Origin of the sequence: Clostridium tanneri (genome assembly GCF_033659955.1) — a bacterium.
GTDB classification, from domain to species: domain Bacteria; phylum Bacillota; class Clostridia; order Clostridiales; family Clostridiaceae; genus Clostridium_AM; species Clostridium_AM tanneri.
Genome location: NZ_JARUJP010000002.1, coordinates 76,805 through 92,159, shown reverse-complemented (window position 1 = coordinate 92,159; position 15,355 = coordinate 76,805). Strand labels below are relative to the sequence as shown.

Here is a 15,355-nt window from a genome sequence, read left to right as displayed (position 1 = left end):
ATTTATAGATAATAAACATTAGAGAGGAATGATGATGATGCCAGTATTAGAGGCTAAAAATATAACAAAAATATATGGAGATAACAGAGGTACAATGCAAGTTAAAGCTCTTGATAAATTTAGTATTAGTATAGAAGAAGGAGAGTTCGTAGGAGTAATGGGACCTTCAGGAAGTGGAAAAACTACTCTTTTAAATATCTTAGCAACTATAGATACACCATCCACTGGTGAACTGTTAATAAGTGAAATAAATCCAGCAAAACTAAGGGAAAAAGAAGTTGCTTTCTTTAGAAGGAAGCAACTAGGATTTATATTTCAGGATTTTAACCTTTTAGATTCTCTATCCATAGAAGAAAATATAATACTTCCACTGGTGTTAGATAAGGTAGGAGTAAAGGAGATAGAGAAAAGAGTACAGGATATTGCAGAAGTTTTAAATATAAAAGATATCCTTCTAAAAAGGCCTTATGAGGTATCAGGTGGACAGCAGCAAAGGGCAGCTTGTGCTAGGGCTTTAATTCACAATCCTTCTATAATTTTGGCTGATGAACCTACAGGAAATCTGGACTCTAAGGCTTCACAGGATGTGATGGAAGCTTTAAGAAACTTGAACGAACAAAAGAAAGCTACTATCATGATGGTCACTCATGATCCTTTTACAGCAAGTTTTTGTCAGAGGATTGTTATGATTAAGGATGGAAAATATTTTTTAGAGATAGTGAATGGGGGTAAACGACAGGTTTTCTTTAAGGAAATTATAGACTCACTTTCACTAATAGGAGGTAGAACAACTGATAACTATTCTATACAGGGCGGGAATATAGGAGGGAATTATAATGACCTTAAGTAATATTGTATTTAAGAATATTAAAGGGAATTTAAATAAATATGTAATGTATTATTTAAGCAATACTCTAGTAGTAATGATATTTTTTATTTTTGCTAATTTTATATCCAATCCCCAAGTGGAAAGTGTGGATATCATGGGAAGCATGGGAGCTATGGCATCACAAACTATGTTTTTATGCGAGGTCGTAATAGTTATATTTACTATGGTATTTACAATGTACTCAATTTCAAGTTTTCTAAAATCCAGAGAAAAGGAATTTGGACTTCTTTCAATGTTTGGACTAACAAAGGGTCAGATAAGAAGTTATGTAATGCTAGAAAATGTTATTGTATCTACTGCAGCGATAGTTACAGGCCTTCTTTTAGGAATAATCTTTTCTAAACTATTTTTTATGACAATCACTGTCCTTTTAGCATTAGATATAGAAATACCCCTTATAATATCTACTAAAGCCCTCATTATAACACTAATAGTCTTTATCATATTATTTCAAGGTATTAGTTTTATAGTGAGCTATAAAATAAAAAGCAACAATATAATTGAGCTATTAAAAGGAGATAGACTGCCTAAACCTGTACCTAAATTCTCTAAATTTAAAGCTATATTTTCTATAATACTTATTGCTGCAGGCTATATTTTGGCTGCATATTCTGGTGCAGCTATAGTGTTAACTATGTTACCTATTTTAATCTTAGTTATTATAGGAACCTATCTTCTATACTCTCAGTTTACTGTATTTTTTACTAATAAACTTAAGGTTAACAAGGCGATTTATTATAAAGGAATAAACATTATAACCTTATCTCAAATTATATATAAATTAAGGGATAATGCTAACATTCTTTTTATTGCATCTATTCTTAGTGCTGTTACCTTAACGGCTTCTGTAAGTGTATATTCTATACAAAAAAACATTATAGGGAGCATAGAGCAGAACTTTCCACAAGACTTTAATATAGTTGAAAGGGGATTAAACTCTCATAGTGTAATATCACCTGAAGAAATAGAAAAAACAATAAAAGCTTATGGTCATGAAATAGAATATAAAAATAGAATTATGCTAATAGAAGCTGCAAATAAAGAAAGAGAAACTTCAAGTGTAACTAATAATAAAAGAGATTTTTATATAATGTCTAACTCAGACTATAATTTGATGGCCTCCCAGTTAAGAAAAAAACAAATATGGCTACAAAATGGAGAAGTGTTAATACACACCTATGATATTACAGGAAGAATGGGAAGTAAATACTTTATTGATGATAGTGAATATTTGACTCTAACTACTAACAGTGAAGAATTAAAGTTAAAGATAAAGAATGAAATAAGTGGGGGAATAATAAACGACGATAACAAGAACACCAATACTGCTGTGGTGAATGATGAGGTTTTTAATAAAATTGTTACAAAGGTTCCTAATGAAAAGAAGTTGGTTTACTACGGATATAACATAAAAGATTGGATGAATGCTTCTGAGGCAGTAAAGGAGATAGAAAAAATGTTTCCAGATAACAGTAAAAATTCTTTTACAGAAAGAGTGGCAAAATATTTACCTATTATAAGAAGTATGTCGCTTTTGTTATTTATTGGAACCTTCATATCTATACTATTCTTTATTTCAACTAGCAGCATACTATATTTTAAAATTTACAGTGAGATACAAAATGATAGACATGAATTTATGTCTTTAAGGAAAATGGGGATATCCAATGACGAAATAAAAAGAGTAGTAGGCACTCAAAGCGCAATCATGTTTCTGCTGCCTTTTGTAGTGGCATTAAGCCATTCTATATTTGCAATAAAATCATTAAGTAACTTGTTAGGAGATAATTTGTCAGGATATTTTATAGTAATATCATTAATTTATCTTGCTCTACAGTTATTATATTTTGTATTTGCAAGGACTATTTATAATAACCAAGTAAATGCTTGGGTTAGATAATAAACTTAAGAAAATGAGAGGATAATAATATGAAAGATTGGATTACACAACTAATGGAGAACTTCGGTTACTTTGGTACATTTCTTTTAATAGCCTTAGAAAATGTTTTTCCGCCGATTCCTTCAGAAGTCATTCTTACCTTTGGAGGATTTATGACTACACGGACAGAAATGACAATTCTAGGGGTAGTAGCATATGCAACAGCCGGGTCTACTGCTGGTGCTGTTATCCTTTATGGAATAGGACGCCTGCTTAACATTGATAGATTAGAAAAGATAATAGGTCGATGGGGACATATACTACGAGTAAGAATTGAAGATGTTCATAAAGCAAATAACTGGTTTAATCGTTACGGTTATCTTACTATTTTCTTCTGTAGAATGATTCCTTTGATCCGAAGTTTGATTTCAATCCCAGCTGGTATATCTAATATGAAATTTAGAGTATTTTTACCGCTAACAATAGCGGGAACGCTAATATGGAATATCATGTTAGTTTGGGCCGGAGCTTCACTTGGAGAGTCCTGGGAGGAAGTTTTGAGATTTATGGATATATACTCTAATATCACATACACTGGTATCGGATTATCTACCATTGTTTTTGCTACGATATGGATTTCAAAAAGAAGACAAAAAATTAAGGTGAAACAATAGAGTACTGGCTACAAGAGTATGAAAAAAGAGGATTAAGATAAAAATTCAAATATTTACTAACTTATAGCCTTGACAATTAAGTTTTTATATTTTATTATATAAAATAAGTTTAAAAAGTAAAAATATTATAAATACAAAGAAGAGGATTAGTAAAAATTTTTAGCTTTTCAAAGAGAGGGAATGTAAGGTGAGAGTTTCCTAAAAGTTTGATTTTGAACCTGCCTCGGAGTTCTGTACTGAAGTAGTAGTAGGATACAGCGGATAATTACCGTTAAGAATTAAGAGTGAATATATTTAAACTATGAATATATTAATCAGGGTGGTACCGCCGATTTAGCTTCGGTCCCTTTTAGGGATTAGGGGCTTTTTTTATTGCTAAAAATTATAAAAAGTGTCAAAAATGTTAATGTCAAGTACATAAGTTTATTAGGAGGATTAGAAATGGAAAAAGAAAAGAAACTGGTAGAACAGATAACACCTAGGGATGTAGACTTTGCACAGTGGTATACTGATATCGTTAAAAAAGCAGAGTTAGCTGACTACTCAAGTATTAAGGGATGTATGATTATTCGTCCTAATGGATATGCAATTTGGGAAAACATACAAAAATATGTAGATACAAAACTCAAAGAGTATGGACACGAAAATGTTTCTATGCCAATGTTTATACCAGAAAATTTATTGCAAAAAGAAAAAGACCACGTTGAAGGATTTGCACCTGAAGTTGCATGGGTAACTCATGGTGGAGATGATGAATTAGCGGAAAGATTATGTGTTCGTCCAACATCAGAAACACTATTCTGTGAACACTATGCTAAGATCGTGCAATCTTATAAGGATTTACCAAAGTTATATAACCAATGGTGCTCAGTAGTAAGATGGGAAAAGACAACTAGACCTTTCTTAAGAACAACAGAATTCTTATGGCAAGAGGGACACACAATTCATGAAACAAAGAATGAAGCTGAAGGCCATGCACTTAAAATATTAAATATGTATTCTAGATTATGTGAAGACATGTTAGCAATGCCAGTAGTTATGGGTAAAAAGACTGAAAAAGAGAAGTTTGCTGGTGCAGATGATACTTACACAATAGAAAGCTTAATGTACGATGGAAAAGCACTACAAGCAGGTACTTCACACTACCTTGGTCAAAACTTCTCAAAGGCATTTGATATAAAATTCTCAGACAGAAACGGAAAGTTAGAATATCCACATTATACTACATGGGCAGTAACCACAAGATTAATTGGTGCAATAATAATGGTTCATGGTGATGACAGTGGTTTTAAATTACCACCAAGAATTGCACCAACTCAAGTAATAATTATTCCTGTTGCACAACATAAAGAAGGAGTACTTGAAAAGGCAGCAGAGTTAAAAGAAAGATTAGCTAAGGTTGCAAGAGTGAAACTTGATGACAGTGATAAGATGCCAGGTTGGAAGTTTAGTGAATATGAAATGAAAGGTATTCCACTAAGAATAGAAATCGGTCCAAAAGATATAGAAAAAAATCAGGCAGTATTAGTAAGAAGAGACAATAGAGAAAAAATAATGGTTTCATTAGATGAGCTTGAAACAAAAGTTCAAGAGTTGCTAGACGCTATTCACAACTCAATGTTAGAAGAAGCTACAAGAAGAAGAGATGAAAAAACTTATGTAGCAACTACTATGGAAGAGTTTAAGGATACTATTGAAAATAAACCAGGTTTCATTAAAGCAATGTGGTGTGGAGATAGAAATTGTGAGGATAGCATCAGAGAGAAAACAGGAGCAACATCTAGATGTATGCCATTTGATCAAGAGCATGTTTCAGATAAATGTATTTGCTGTGGAAAAGAAGCTAAGCAATTAGTTTACTGGGGAAGAGCATATTAAAATCCAAACGTCATAGTTTTTACTATGGCGTATTTTCTGAGAAAATAAAACTTTTATATAGTAAAAAGCTAGGGGGTAGTTTTATGGAACTAAATGAAAGAATTGAGGAGCTAAGAGAAGAAATAATAAAATCTACACAGGACCTTGTAAAGATAAAAAGTGTTGAAGAGGAAGCAAAGGAAGGAAAGCCTTTTGGAGAAGGTGTTGCTAAGACCTTAGATAGAGCCCTAGAAATATCTGCTGAACTTGGATTTAAAACAGTAAATATGGATGGCTATGTAGGTTATGCGGAATATGGTGAAGGTGAGGACTATGTTGCAGTATTAGCTCATCTTGATGTAGTGCCAGAAGGAGATGGATGGATTCACCCGCCTTATGGGGCTGAAATTCATGACGGAAAAATGTACGGAAGAGGAACTATGGATGACAAGGGACCTATCATGTCTGCTCTATATGGCTTAAAAGCTATTAAAGATTTAAAACTTCCACTTTCAAAGAAGGTAAGAATAATATTCGGTACTGACGAAGAGACTGGTTCAGAAGATATTGCATATTATTTACAAAGAGAAAAGGCACCTATAGCAGGCTTTACACCAGACGCAGAGTATCCAATAATTTATGCAGAAAAAGGTTTGACAGTTTTTGATATAGTAAAGGATTTAAACAACAGAGAAAACAGTGATGTTAGAATAAAATATGTTAAAGGTGGAACTAGGGCAAATGTAGTTCCTGATTACTGTGAGGCAGCAATAGAGGCTAAAAATGCTTCTGAAATTATTAAATTAGCAGAAAGTTTTGCAGTAAGTAGTGGATATGATATAAAAGCGGAAATTAAGGATGATCTAGTAATAGTAAAATCTGTAGGTGTGTCTGCTCACGGCAGTGTTCCTGAGATAGGAAAAAATGCTATAATGCAAATGTTTAAGCTTTTAGAAGAACTTCCATTAGGAGATAATGATACAGCTGCTTTTATAAAGTTTTTAAATACATATATAGGAATGGAAGTAAACGGAGAATCCTTTGGAATAGGTCTTGAGGATAAAGAATCTGGCAAACTTACATTTAATGTAGGCACAGTAGATATGAATGACAAGAAGGTTACCATGGCTCTTAACTTAAGATATCCTGTTACATTTAAATTTGAGGACATGATAAATCCATTTAATGAAAAAGTAGAAAAAGCATGTATAAGAGTTGAAAATATGGATCATGACGAGCCTTTATACTTCCCAGCAGATCATTTCCTAATTAAAACTCTACAGAAGGTTTATAAGGAGCAAACAGGAAATGAAGCAACCCTTCTAGCTATAGGTGGTGGAACATACGCAAAGGCAATGCCAAATACGGTAGCGTTTGGACCATTATTCCCAGGGGAAGAAGATCCTATACACCAACCTAATGAATATATAAAAGTAGAAGATTTAATACTTAATGCTAAGATATATGCTAAGGCAATATATGAATTAGCTAAATAATATATTAAGAATGAGAGTACATACAGTGATTCTCATTCTTTCTTTATTTTATCTTTCATAGAAGTTAGTGGATAAAAGTAGCTTAAGTGTTAAAGATATATTATAAGCTCAATGAAAATTGCAAATATATATTATAGTATATATTTATAAATAAAAATATATATAAATAAAAAAATACTTTAAAATAATTTGTAAACACTATAGGTAAAAGAATATTTATTGTTATAATATAATTATAATTTAATAACAATTTACATGGAGGATAAATATGTTCAATAAGAATAAGTTTGATAGTAATAAGTTTAAGTATGGAATATACTATGCCATAGCCGTAGCTATCATAATCTTTATTTTAAATGACTATGTAGTAAACCTGAAAACACAGCACATAAAATATAGTGAGTTTATAAACTACATAAATGCAAATAAAATAGAGGAAGTGCAAATAGCTAGGGATAAGTTGATTATTGTTCCTAAAGCAAAAGAAGGAGAAAAGAGTAAAATACTATATACTGAAAGGGTAGATGATCCAGATTTAATCAAGAAACTGGATACTGCCAAAATTAAGTATGGTGGAGCACCACAGGAGAACAGTCCGTTAAGAAACTTTTTCATCAACTGGATATTACCAATTTTAATTTTTATGTTCCTTGGACGACTACTTTTTGGAAGGATAGATAAGAAGATGGGCAGTGGAGTGATGTCCTTTGGTAAAAACACTGCAAAGATATATGCTGAAAGTGAAACCGGAGTAACTTTTGATGATGTAGCTGGCCAGGAGGAGGCTAAGGAATCCCTAGTTGAGATAGTGGACTTTCTTCACAATCCTCAAAAGTACACGGATATAGGAGCGAAACTTCCTAAGGGAGCATTATTAGTAGGACCTCCAGGAACGGGAAAAACTCTTCTTGCGAAGGCAGTAGCAGGAGAAGCAAAGGTTCCATTTTTCTCTATATCAGGTTCAGCCTTTGTTGAAATGTTTGTAGGGATGGGAGCATCTAGAGTGAGAGATTTATTCCAACAAGCGCAAGATAAGGCTCCATGTATAGTATTTATAGACGAAATTGACGCTATAGGTAAAAGTAGAGAGGGAAACATTGCTGGAAATGATGAGAGAGAACAGACTTTGAATCAGCTTCTAGCAGAGATGGATGGCTTTGATTCCTCCAAAGGAGTTGTAATTTTAGCTGCAACTAATAGACCAGAAGTATTAGATAAAGCACTTTTAAGACCAGGAAGATTTGATAGAAGAGTAATAGTTGATAGACCAGACTTAAGGGGTAGAGAAGAGATATTAAAGGTTCATTCAAAGGGTGTTAAAGTGTCAAAAGATGTGGATTTAACTGCTGTTGCAAAGGCAACCCCAGGGGCAGTAGGGGCTGACTTAGCAAATATAATAAATGAAGCAGCTTTAAGAGCTGTAAAAAGTCGTAGAAAAGAAGTAATTCAAGAAGATTTAGAAGAAGCGGTAGAAGTAATTATTGCAGGTAAAGAGAAGAAAGATAGAATACTATCAGGTAAAGAAAAAAGGGCTGTAGCCTTCCACGAAGTCGGTCATGCACTAGTAGCAGCTTTATTGGAAAATACAGATCCTGTTCATAAAATCACTATAGTACCGAGAACTATGGGTGCGTTAGGTTATACTATGCAGCTTCCAGCAGAGGAAAAGTATCTTATAACTAAAGAAGAGATGATCGAACAAATCTGTGTTATGCTAGGTGGAAGAGCAGCAGAAGAAATTGAGTTTAATTCAATGTCTACTGGAGCAGCCAATGACATAGAGAGAGCAACCCAGACAGCAAGAAGTATGGTTACCATGTACGGAATGACAGATAGATTCGATATGATGGGCTTGGAATCTATTCAAAATAGATATCTGGATGGAAGACCAGTTCAAAATTGCAGTGCAGAGACTGCAGCAGTTATAGATGAAGAAACCTTAAAGATAATAAGAGAAGCCCATGATAAGGCTAAAGAATTGCTTAAGAATAACAGAGAATTATTAACTAAGATATCAGAGAGACTTTTAGAAAAAGAGACACTTATGGGTGATGAGTTCATGTCAATGGTTAATGGATATGATCAAAATAAAGAAGATAAATCTTCCGAAGCAGATTCTGATAATCAATAATTAATAGTAGGATGGAGATTTAAATTATGGATAACAGTGAATTAGAAAAGGAATTAAGAAAGGAAATAGAGCTTAACTTAGAAAAAGAAAAGTTAGAAGTAGTTCTTGATGAAATTAAAAGCCAGACTTTAAGTTTTATAGATAAGAGAAAAGAAGTAACCCAGTATATAGTGAACCTAAGAAAAAATGCTATTGATGAATATAAAGATGATGAAGACAAGGTAGCGGAATACTTTGATCATGAGGCCTTTGCTAAAGAAGAGTATTATAAGCTTATAGACAGAAAGCTAAAGGAACTTACTATTTTAAGTAGTTCCCCTTACTTTGGTAAAGTAAACTTTGAGGATAAGTTCGGTGATGAAACCATATATATAGGCAGATTTGGGATGACTAAGGAGGAGGATTATGAGCCTGTTATAATAGACTGGAGATCTCCTATATCATCATTATTTTACGCTGGTAAGCTTGGTAAAACTACCTATAAGGCACCTATAGGAGAGGTGGAGGCAGATATCTTATCGAAAAGACAGTTTGTTATAAAAAGAGGAAAAATGACAGGAATGTTTGATTCCGATATTGATGTAAAAGACGAAATTTTACAAATGGTTTTAAGTAAGAGTGCAGTAGATAAGTTAAAGGATATTGTAATGACTATACAAGCTGAGCAGGATACTATAATAAGGCAGCCAAGAACACAAGCTACCATAGTAGATGGAGCAGCTGGTAGTGGAAAGACAACTATAGCACTGCATAGAGTTGCTTATTTACTATATAATTATAGAAACATTCTTCAAGACAAAGTTCTAATCCTTGGTCCTAATAGTATATTTATGGATTATATATCTATGGTTTTACCTACCCTTGGTGAGGTAGGAGTAAAACAAACTACATTTAGAGATTTTGCTATGGAACTTCTAGAATTAGATAATATAATGAGTTTTAAAGATTATATGGAAAAAGTATTAGGGGAAAATGAAGAATTTAAAGAAGATATAGCATATAAGCATTCTTTAGATTATTGTAAACAGCTAGATAATTTTATAAAAGAATTGGAATATCAGCAATTTAAGATAGAAGATGTTAAGTTTTATGATAGGGTTATTGTTGAAAGCAATGAGATTAATCAGATGTTTAAAGAGCACTTTAAGGATATGCCTTTATTTAGAAGAAGTAAAAAAATAAAAAGAATTATATATTCAAAAATTAGGGATGAAAGAGACAATATAGTAAGAGAAATAAAAAGAGAATATGAAGAGGCTATCAAAAATCTATCTGAAACAGAATTAAAGATTCAACGGAATCATTTAGAATTTGTAAGAAGAAACAGAATAAGAGAAACTATACAGGAAGTAATAAGGATAAAAACTAACTTAGGTTGGATAGCTAATCCAGATGTCATACAGGCATATAATAGATTTAATAATGAGAAAACCTTAACCTATGATGATTTATCAGCTATTATATACTTAAAAATTAAGTTAGAGGGTTTAAAATATAAAAAAGAAATAAAACATATAGTAATAGATGAAGCACAAGATTACTCAGCTCTTCAATTTATTATTTTAAAAGAACTTACTGGATGCAAGTCTTTAACAGTAGTTGGAGATAGTAATCAAAGAATAACCCCTATCAAAGGATTAGTTCCTATGACAGACTTAGAAAATATTTTGTCAGACTTGGATATCCATAAATTTAAGCTTTCTAGAAGCTATCGCTCTACAAAAGAAATAATTGATTATGCAAATAAGTATTTAAAAGGCGATAAAACCATTCCTTTAGTTAGAAATGGTGAAGAAGTGGTGGAAAAACAGGTAAATGACGTAAATAATCTTGTAGACAAATTAATAGATAATATTATAAAATTAAAAGAGAAGGGTTATGAAAGTATAGCTGTTGTTTGTAAAGACTTAAAAGAGACAGAAATTTTAGGTAATCTAATAAAAAGTAAAACTCATATAAAAGTTATAAATAGGGAGGATATTATATACTCTAGTGGAGAGGTAATACTTCCTAGCTACTTTGCGAAAGGCTTAGAGTTTGACTGTGTTTTACTGGTAGATACTGATGAAAACCTGGATAATAAAGAAAATAAATTAAAATATGTTATGACTACACGAGCATTACATGAATTATATGTATATAAAACTTCCTCGATTAAATAAAAAAGCTTTCACTTATGAAAGCTTTTTTATTTGTTTATAGAATCTAAAAAAATACGGCACAAGTAATTTTTTAGATTCTATTGCTTAAAATATTTGTATAGTTAGTTGTTAAAACTTGGTGTAAAATAAATATATGGTCGTGATTATTTTGTAAGAAAGGAATCGTGAGATACTTATGGATAGAAACTTAGAGTTAATAAAAAAAGCAGAAGAAACTCATAATTTAAACAAATGTGAAATAGTGCAGCTTTTACAAGATGATACTTATAACGAAGAGCTTTTTAGAGCAGCGGATAGAATTAGAACTGAGTATGTAGGAGATGAGGTTCATTTAAGAGGATTAATAGAATTTTCCAACATATGTAAAAGAAACTGTTTATACTGCGGATTAAGAGCCTCAAATAGCAATGTAAAAAGATATAGATTGGAACCAGATGAAATAATAGAACTAGCTAGAAAGGCTGTAGATTATGGATATAAAACTGTAGTAATGCAGTCTGGCGAAGATGAATATTATACTTTAGATAAGATGACATATATAATTCAAGAAATTAAGAAACTTGATATTGCACTTACGCTAAGTATAGGCGAAAAAAGTTTTGAGGATTATAAGGCATATAAAGAGGCTGGAGCAGATAGGTATTTAATAAGAATAGAAACTACAGATAAAAAACTATATGAAGACATGGACCCAGGCATGAGTCATGAGGAAAGAATAAGATGTCTTAAGGAACTGAGAAAGTTAGGTTACGAAGTTGGTTCAGGGTGCTTAGTTGGACTTCCTGGACAAACTGTAGAATCTTTAGCAGATGACATAATATTTTTTAAAGAAATAGAAGCTGATATGATTGGGATAGGACCATTTATTCCCAATGAGGACACTCCATTAAAGGACGCTAAGGGTGGAGATTTTATAACTAGTTTAAAGGTTATGGCTATAACTAGACTTTTAATGCCAGATATAAATATTCCGGCAACTACCGCTATGGAAACTTTAAATAAAAATGGCAGGATGATAGCTCTTCAAAGTGGGGCAAATGTAGTTATGCCAAATGTTACCGAGGGAGAGTACAGAAAGCTATATGCTCTTTATCCTGGAAAGATATGTACAGGAGATACTCCATCACATTGTAGAAACTGTATAACAGGCAAAATAAAAGCTATAGGTAGAGCAGTTTCAACATCAAAGGGATTTAGGAGACAAATTGAGGCTTTATAAGTTTAGGGTTCTTAAGTAAACTCTCGCATTTTGCGAGAGTTTACTTATGTGTTTATATAGTTTTATTAATTTCATGCTCTTTTTCATATTTTAAAAGTCTATTTACTAGTTTATCATAGGCTTCGTCAATTTCCTCAAAGTTCATGTTTTCTATATAGTATTTTTCAAGATCATCATGAAGTTTTTTAGCTGAAGCGATAACAGTTAATCCCTCATTTAATAATTTGTAGAAGATATCTTTATCCTTTTGAACTTCGTCTTTATCCACAAGAGCATAGTCAAGTAAGTTATCCATAAATATCTGAGTTCCAATGAATTTTTTTTGATTTATTTCATTAGACGTAACAAGAGCAGTTTTTAAATTAGGTATGATAATGTGCTCAATTCTTTCTGGAATAAGTGGGTCATGATATACTTCCACAAAAAATCCTCTCTTAATTGCCTCCTCTAATATGAACTTTAAAATCTGTGTTTTACCAGTACCAGGTCCTCCATTTAAGACATATACCTTTTCTGAGCTTTCATAAAGAGAGTCAATAAAGGTTACAATACCATTAGGGGTAAAGGCTGTAGCAAAAAGGTGGCGTTCAGCTCCTATAGAAGCAATTTCGTAGTTTGATAGAATTTTATTCTTTAAGTCTTCCTGTAAAACAGCTAATTTAGACCTATCTAATGCAGTTTTGTTATAGTTACTCCAATCATCATGTATTAGTTTTGATGCTCCTATGAATTTGTAAGCTCGTTGAAAGCGACCTTTGATTTGTTTATTTGTTTTAATAATGTCTTCTCTATATTTCTTAAAGCCATCCTCATTCCAGTGTTGACCCATATTAAGAATTTCATCTACTGCACCTGGATTTTGAGGATCTACTACGTGAGGGGATGTACCATCTAATATAGCTACATCAAGTCCCTTAATAACTACACCGTCTAGTGAATTGTTATCAGAAGAGCAGTGGTGATACTCAACATCATAACCTTTATCATTAAAAAATGTTCCTATCTTTTTCATAAGAGATGATTTTCCAGTTCCAGGACCACCTTTAATGCAAATCTTCCTCGTTGCTGTATCTTGACTTATAATGTAGTCATAAAAAGAATAAAAGCCGAGAGAAGTATTACCACCTGGAAAAAAGTTTCGAATATTACCTTTCATAATTACACACTCCTACTTAATTACAATCATTATATAATATGCGAAGTGCTGTTATTTTGATTATGTGTATTTGAAAATATATTAAGTTGGATAAATATTTATAAAGAACATAAATTTTGGTATAATTATCTGGTCGTAGTGCAAAGTAATATAAATTATTAAAATAGTGGAGGAATAAAGATGAATGACCAATTAGAAAGGGCACAGGGGCTTATAGACTTCATTTACGAAAGTCCTACAGCTTTTCATGCAGTAGAGTCCATAAGAACAATACTCCTAAATTCAGATTTCACTGAACTTAAGGAAGAAGATAGTTGGAAATTGGAAAAGGGAAAAGGATACTTTTTAGTAAAAAATGAATCAGCAATTGTAGCTTTTGTAGTAGGAAAAGGGGAACTATCCAAAGAGGGCTTTAGAATAATAGGAGCACACACAGATTCTCCAAGTTTTAGAGTTAAACCAAATCCTGATATGGAGGTGGAAGGCTCTTACATAAAGATAAATACAGAAGTTTATGGGGGACCTATCATTAATACATGGCTAGACAGACCACTGTCTTTAGCAGGTAGAGTTGCTTTAAAAAGCGCTAATCCATTCTGTCCTGAAATAAGACTATTAAATATAAAAAGACCTATTTTAGTTATACCTAACTTAGCAATACATATGAATAGAAATATAAATTCAGGTGTAGAATTGAATAAGCAAAAGGATATACTTCCTCTACTCTCACTAGTCAATGAGGAATTTGAAAAAGGAAGGTATCTAATAAAAACTATAGCTGAAGAGTTAGAAGTAAAGGAAGATGATATACTAGATTTTGATTTATTCCTGTATGAATTTGAAAAGGGAAAAATTATTGGCCTCAATAATGAATTTATATCCAGTGGAAGATTGGATGATCTATCTATGGCTTATGCAGGAATAAAGGCATTAACAGAAGGAAAAGCAGGAAATGCTACAAATGTAGCAGTTTGTTTCGATAATGAGGAAGTAGGAAGCACTACAAAACAGGGAGCAGATTCTCCGCTTTTATCAAATACATTAGAGAGGATAAGTATTAGCCTTGGTAAGGATAGAGAAGAATTCTTTAGGTCTCTGTCAAAGTCATTTATAATTTCCAGTGATTTAGGCCACGCGCTACATCCTAACTATGGAGAAAAGTCCGACCCTGTAAACAGACCTATTATTAATAAAGGTCCTATTATCAAGGTAAGTGCAAATCAAAGCTATACTTCAGATAGTGTATCTAGTGCTGTTTATAGAAGCATATGTGGTGAAGCAGGAGTGCCAGTGCAAATTTTTGTAAATCGTTCCGATGAGCGAGGAGGCTCTACTATAGGACCTATATCCTCAAGACATATAAACATATCTTCTGTAGATATTGGAGTTCCAATATTATCAATGCACTCCATAAGAGAATTAGGTGGAGTAAAAGACTACTGCTATGCTGAAGATTCATTTAGAAAATTTTATGAATTATAATATGCAGAGCTCTGTATATTTTTAAAATTCAATGATTTGTGAATAAAGAAAAAGGTATAAAAAGTAGTTGAAATGTATAATTATTTATGATAAACTAAGTACAATTTAATAGAAGTACTTACCTAGGGTAGAGGTGCTGTGATTAAGAGTATTTATTTTGAGTCTGCAGACGATGAAAAATAAAGAAAGGAATTATAGCCGAAGAAAATAGTTTGGCGAAACTATTTTCTGGCTTTGCATATAATATGTGCAAGGCTGTCACATTCATTTATGAAGGTGGAGAGCTACAAAGGTACACGGAGTTGCATTTAAAAGTTTTTGATGTGCGGCAGAGGTGTTCCTTTGCTGCACTTATTTTTATTCCTTATAGTAAGTTTCTAGAAAGTAAGTAAATTTGAGGGAGTGGTGTT

Annotated in this window: 10 protein-coding genes, 1 riboswitch and 1 other annotated feature; of the genes, 9 read left to right on the top strand and 1 reads right to left on the bottom strand. The window is 32.3% G+C overall.

The window, feature by feature from the left end:
- Nucleotides 1-37: 37 nt before the first annotated feature.
- The 8 genes from P8V03_RS02690 (at nucleotide 38) to hydE (ending at nucleotide 12,307) form a co-directional block, all read left to right on the top strand.
- Nucleotides 38-850, top strand: coding sequence for an ABC transporter ATP-binding protein (locus P8V03_RS02690; RefSeq protein ID WP_318796776.1), 813 nt, complete (start codon nucleotides 38-40; stop codon nucleotides 848-850).
- Nucleotides 837-2,789 (top strand): ABC transporter permease, encoded by a 1,953-nt coding sequence (locus tag P8V03_RS02685; protein ID WP_318796685.1) that lies wholly within the window; start codon nucleotides 837-839, stop codon nucleotides 2,787-2,789. The genes P8V03_RS02690 and P8V03_RS02685 overlap by 14 nt, the downstream gene beginning before the upstream one ends.
- Before the next feature lie 29 nt (nucleotides 2,790-2,818).
- Nucleotides 2,819-3,442, top strand: a complete 624-nt coding sequence (locus P8V03_RS02680) for a DedA family protein (protein ID WP_318796684.1) — start codon at nucleotides 2,819-2,821, stop codon at nucleotides 3,440-3,442.
- A 127-nt stretch (nucleotides 3,443-3,569) separates the two neighbouring features.
- Nucleotides 3,570-3,793, top strand: a binding site (T-box leader).
- Between the two features lie 90 nt (nucleotides 3,794-3,883).
- On the top strand, nucleotides 3,884-5,320 hold the full coding sequence (proS, locus tag P8V03_RS02675) for a proline--tRNA ligase (protein ID WP_318796683.1): 1,437 nt from the start codon (nucleotides 3,884-3,886) through the stop codon (nucleotides 5,318-5,320).
- Nucleotides 5,321-5,403: 83 nt separating this feature from the next.
- Complete coding sequence (gene pepV / locus P8V03_RS02670) at nucleotides 5,404-6,795, top strand: dipeptidase PepV (RefSeq protein WP_318796682.1); 1,392 nt, start codon at nucleotides 5,404-5,406, stop codon at nucleotides 6,793-6,795.
- Nucleotides 6,796-7,063: 268 nt separating this feature from the next.
- On the top strand, nucleotides 7,064-8,926 hold the full coding sequence (gene ftsH / locus P8V03_RS02665; RefSeq protein WP_318796681.1) for an ATP-dependent zinc metalloprotease FtsH: 1,863 nt from the start codon (nucleotides 7,064-7,066) through the stop codon (nucleotides 8,924-8,926).
- 26 nt (nucleotides 8,927-8,952) lie between these two features.
- Complete coding sequence (locus P8V03_RS02660) at nucleotides 8,953-11,088, top strand: HelD family protein (protein ID WP_318796680.1); 2,136 nt, start codon at nucleotides 8,953-8,955, stop codon at nucleotides 11,086-11,088.
- A 175-nt stretch (nucleotides 11,089-11,263) separates the two neighbouring features.
- Nucleotides 11,264-12,307, top strand: a complete 1,044-nt coding sequence (hydE, locus tag P8V03_RS02655) for a [FeFe] hydrogenase H-cluster radical SAM maturase HydE (RefSeq protein WP_318796678.1) — start codon at nucleotides 11,264-11,266, stop codon at nucleotides 12,305-12,307.
- 52 nt (nucleotides 12,308-12,359) lie between these two features.
- Here the strand turns inward: hydE and P8V03_RS02650 are convergent, their stop codons facing one another.
- Nucleotides 12,360-13,463, bottom strand: coding sequence for a PRK06851 family protein (locus P8V03_RS02650; RefSeq protein ID WP_318796676.1), 1,104 nt, complete (start codon nucleotides 13,461-13,463; stop codon nucleotides 12,360-12,362).
- A gap of 180 nt (nucleotides 13,464-13,643) precedes the next feature.
- Here P8V03_RS02650 and P8V03_RS02645 point away from each other — a divergent pair, with 180 nt between their 5' ends.
- Nucleotides 13,644-14,945 (top strand): M18 family aminopeptidase, encoded by a 1,302-nt coding sequence (locus P8V03_RS02645; protein ID WP_261671091.1) that lies wholly within the window; start codon nucleotides 13,644-13,646, stop codon nucleotides 14,943-14,945.
- A 120-nt stretch (nucleotides 14,946-15,065) separates the two neighbouring features.
- Nucleotides 15,066-15,240, top strand: a riboswitch (Lysine riboswitch).
- The last annotated feature ends 115 nt before the right edge of the window (nucleotides 15,241-15,355 follow it).

Excerpts from the sequence above, each read along its gene's own strand:
- P8V03_RS02690 (WP_318796776.1), top strand. The coding sequence starts at position 38 with ATGCCAGTATTAGAGGCTAAAAATATAACAAAAATATATGGAGATAAC.
- pepV (WP_318796682.1), top strand. The coding sequence starts at position 5,404 with ATGGAACTAAATGAAAGAATTGAGGAGCTAAGAGAAGAAATAATAAAA.
- ftsH (WP_318796681.1), top strand. The coding sequence starts at position 7,064 with ATGTTCAATAAGAATAAGTTTGATAGTAATAAGTTTAAGTATGGAATA.
- proS (WP_318796683.1), top strand. The coding sequence starts at position 3,884 with ATGGAAAAAGAAAAGAAACTGGTAGAACAGATAACACCTAGGGATGTA.
- P8V03_RS02645 (WP_261671091.1), top strand. The coding sequence starts at position 13,644 with ATGAATGACCAATTAGAAAGGGCACAGGGGCTTATAGACTTCATTTAC.
- hydE (WP_318796678.1), top strand. The coding sequence starts at position 11,264 with ATGGATAGAAACTTAGAGTTAATAAAAAAAGCAGAAGAAACTCATAAT.
- P8V03_RS02685 (WP_318796685.1), top strand. The coding sequence starts at position 837 with ATGACCTTAAGTAATATTGTATTTAAGAATATTAAAGGGAATTTAAAT.
- P8V03_RS02660 (WP_318796680.1), top strand. The coding sequence starts at position 8,953 with ATGGATAACAGTGAATTAGAAAAGGAATTAAGAAAGGAAATAGAGCTT.
- P8V03_RS02650 (WP_318796676.1), bottom strand. The coding sequence starts at position 13,463 with ATGAAAGGTAATATTCGAAACTTTTTTCCAGGTGGTAATACTTCTCTC.
- P8V03_RS02680 (WP_318796684.1), top strand. The coding sequence starts at position 2,819 with ATGAAAGATTGGATTACACAACTAATGGAGAACTTCGGTTACTTTGGT.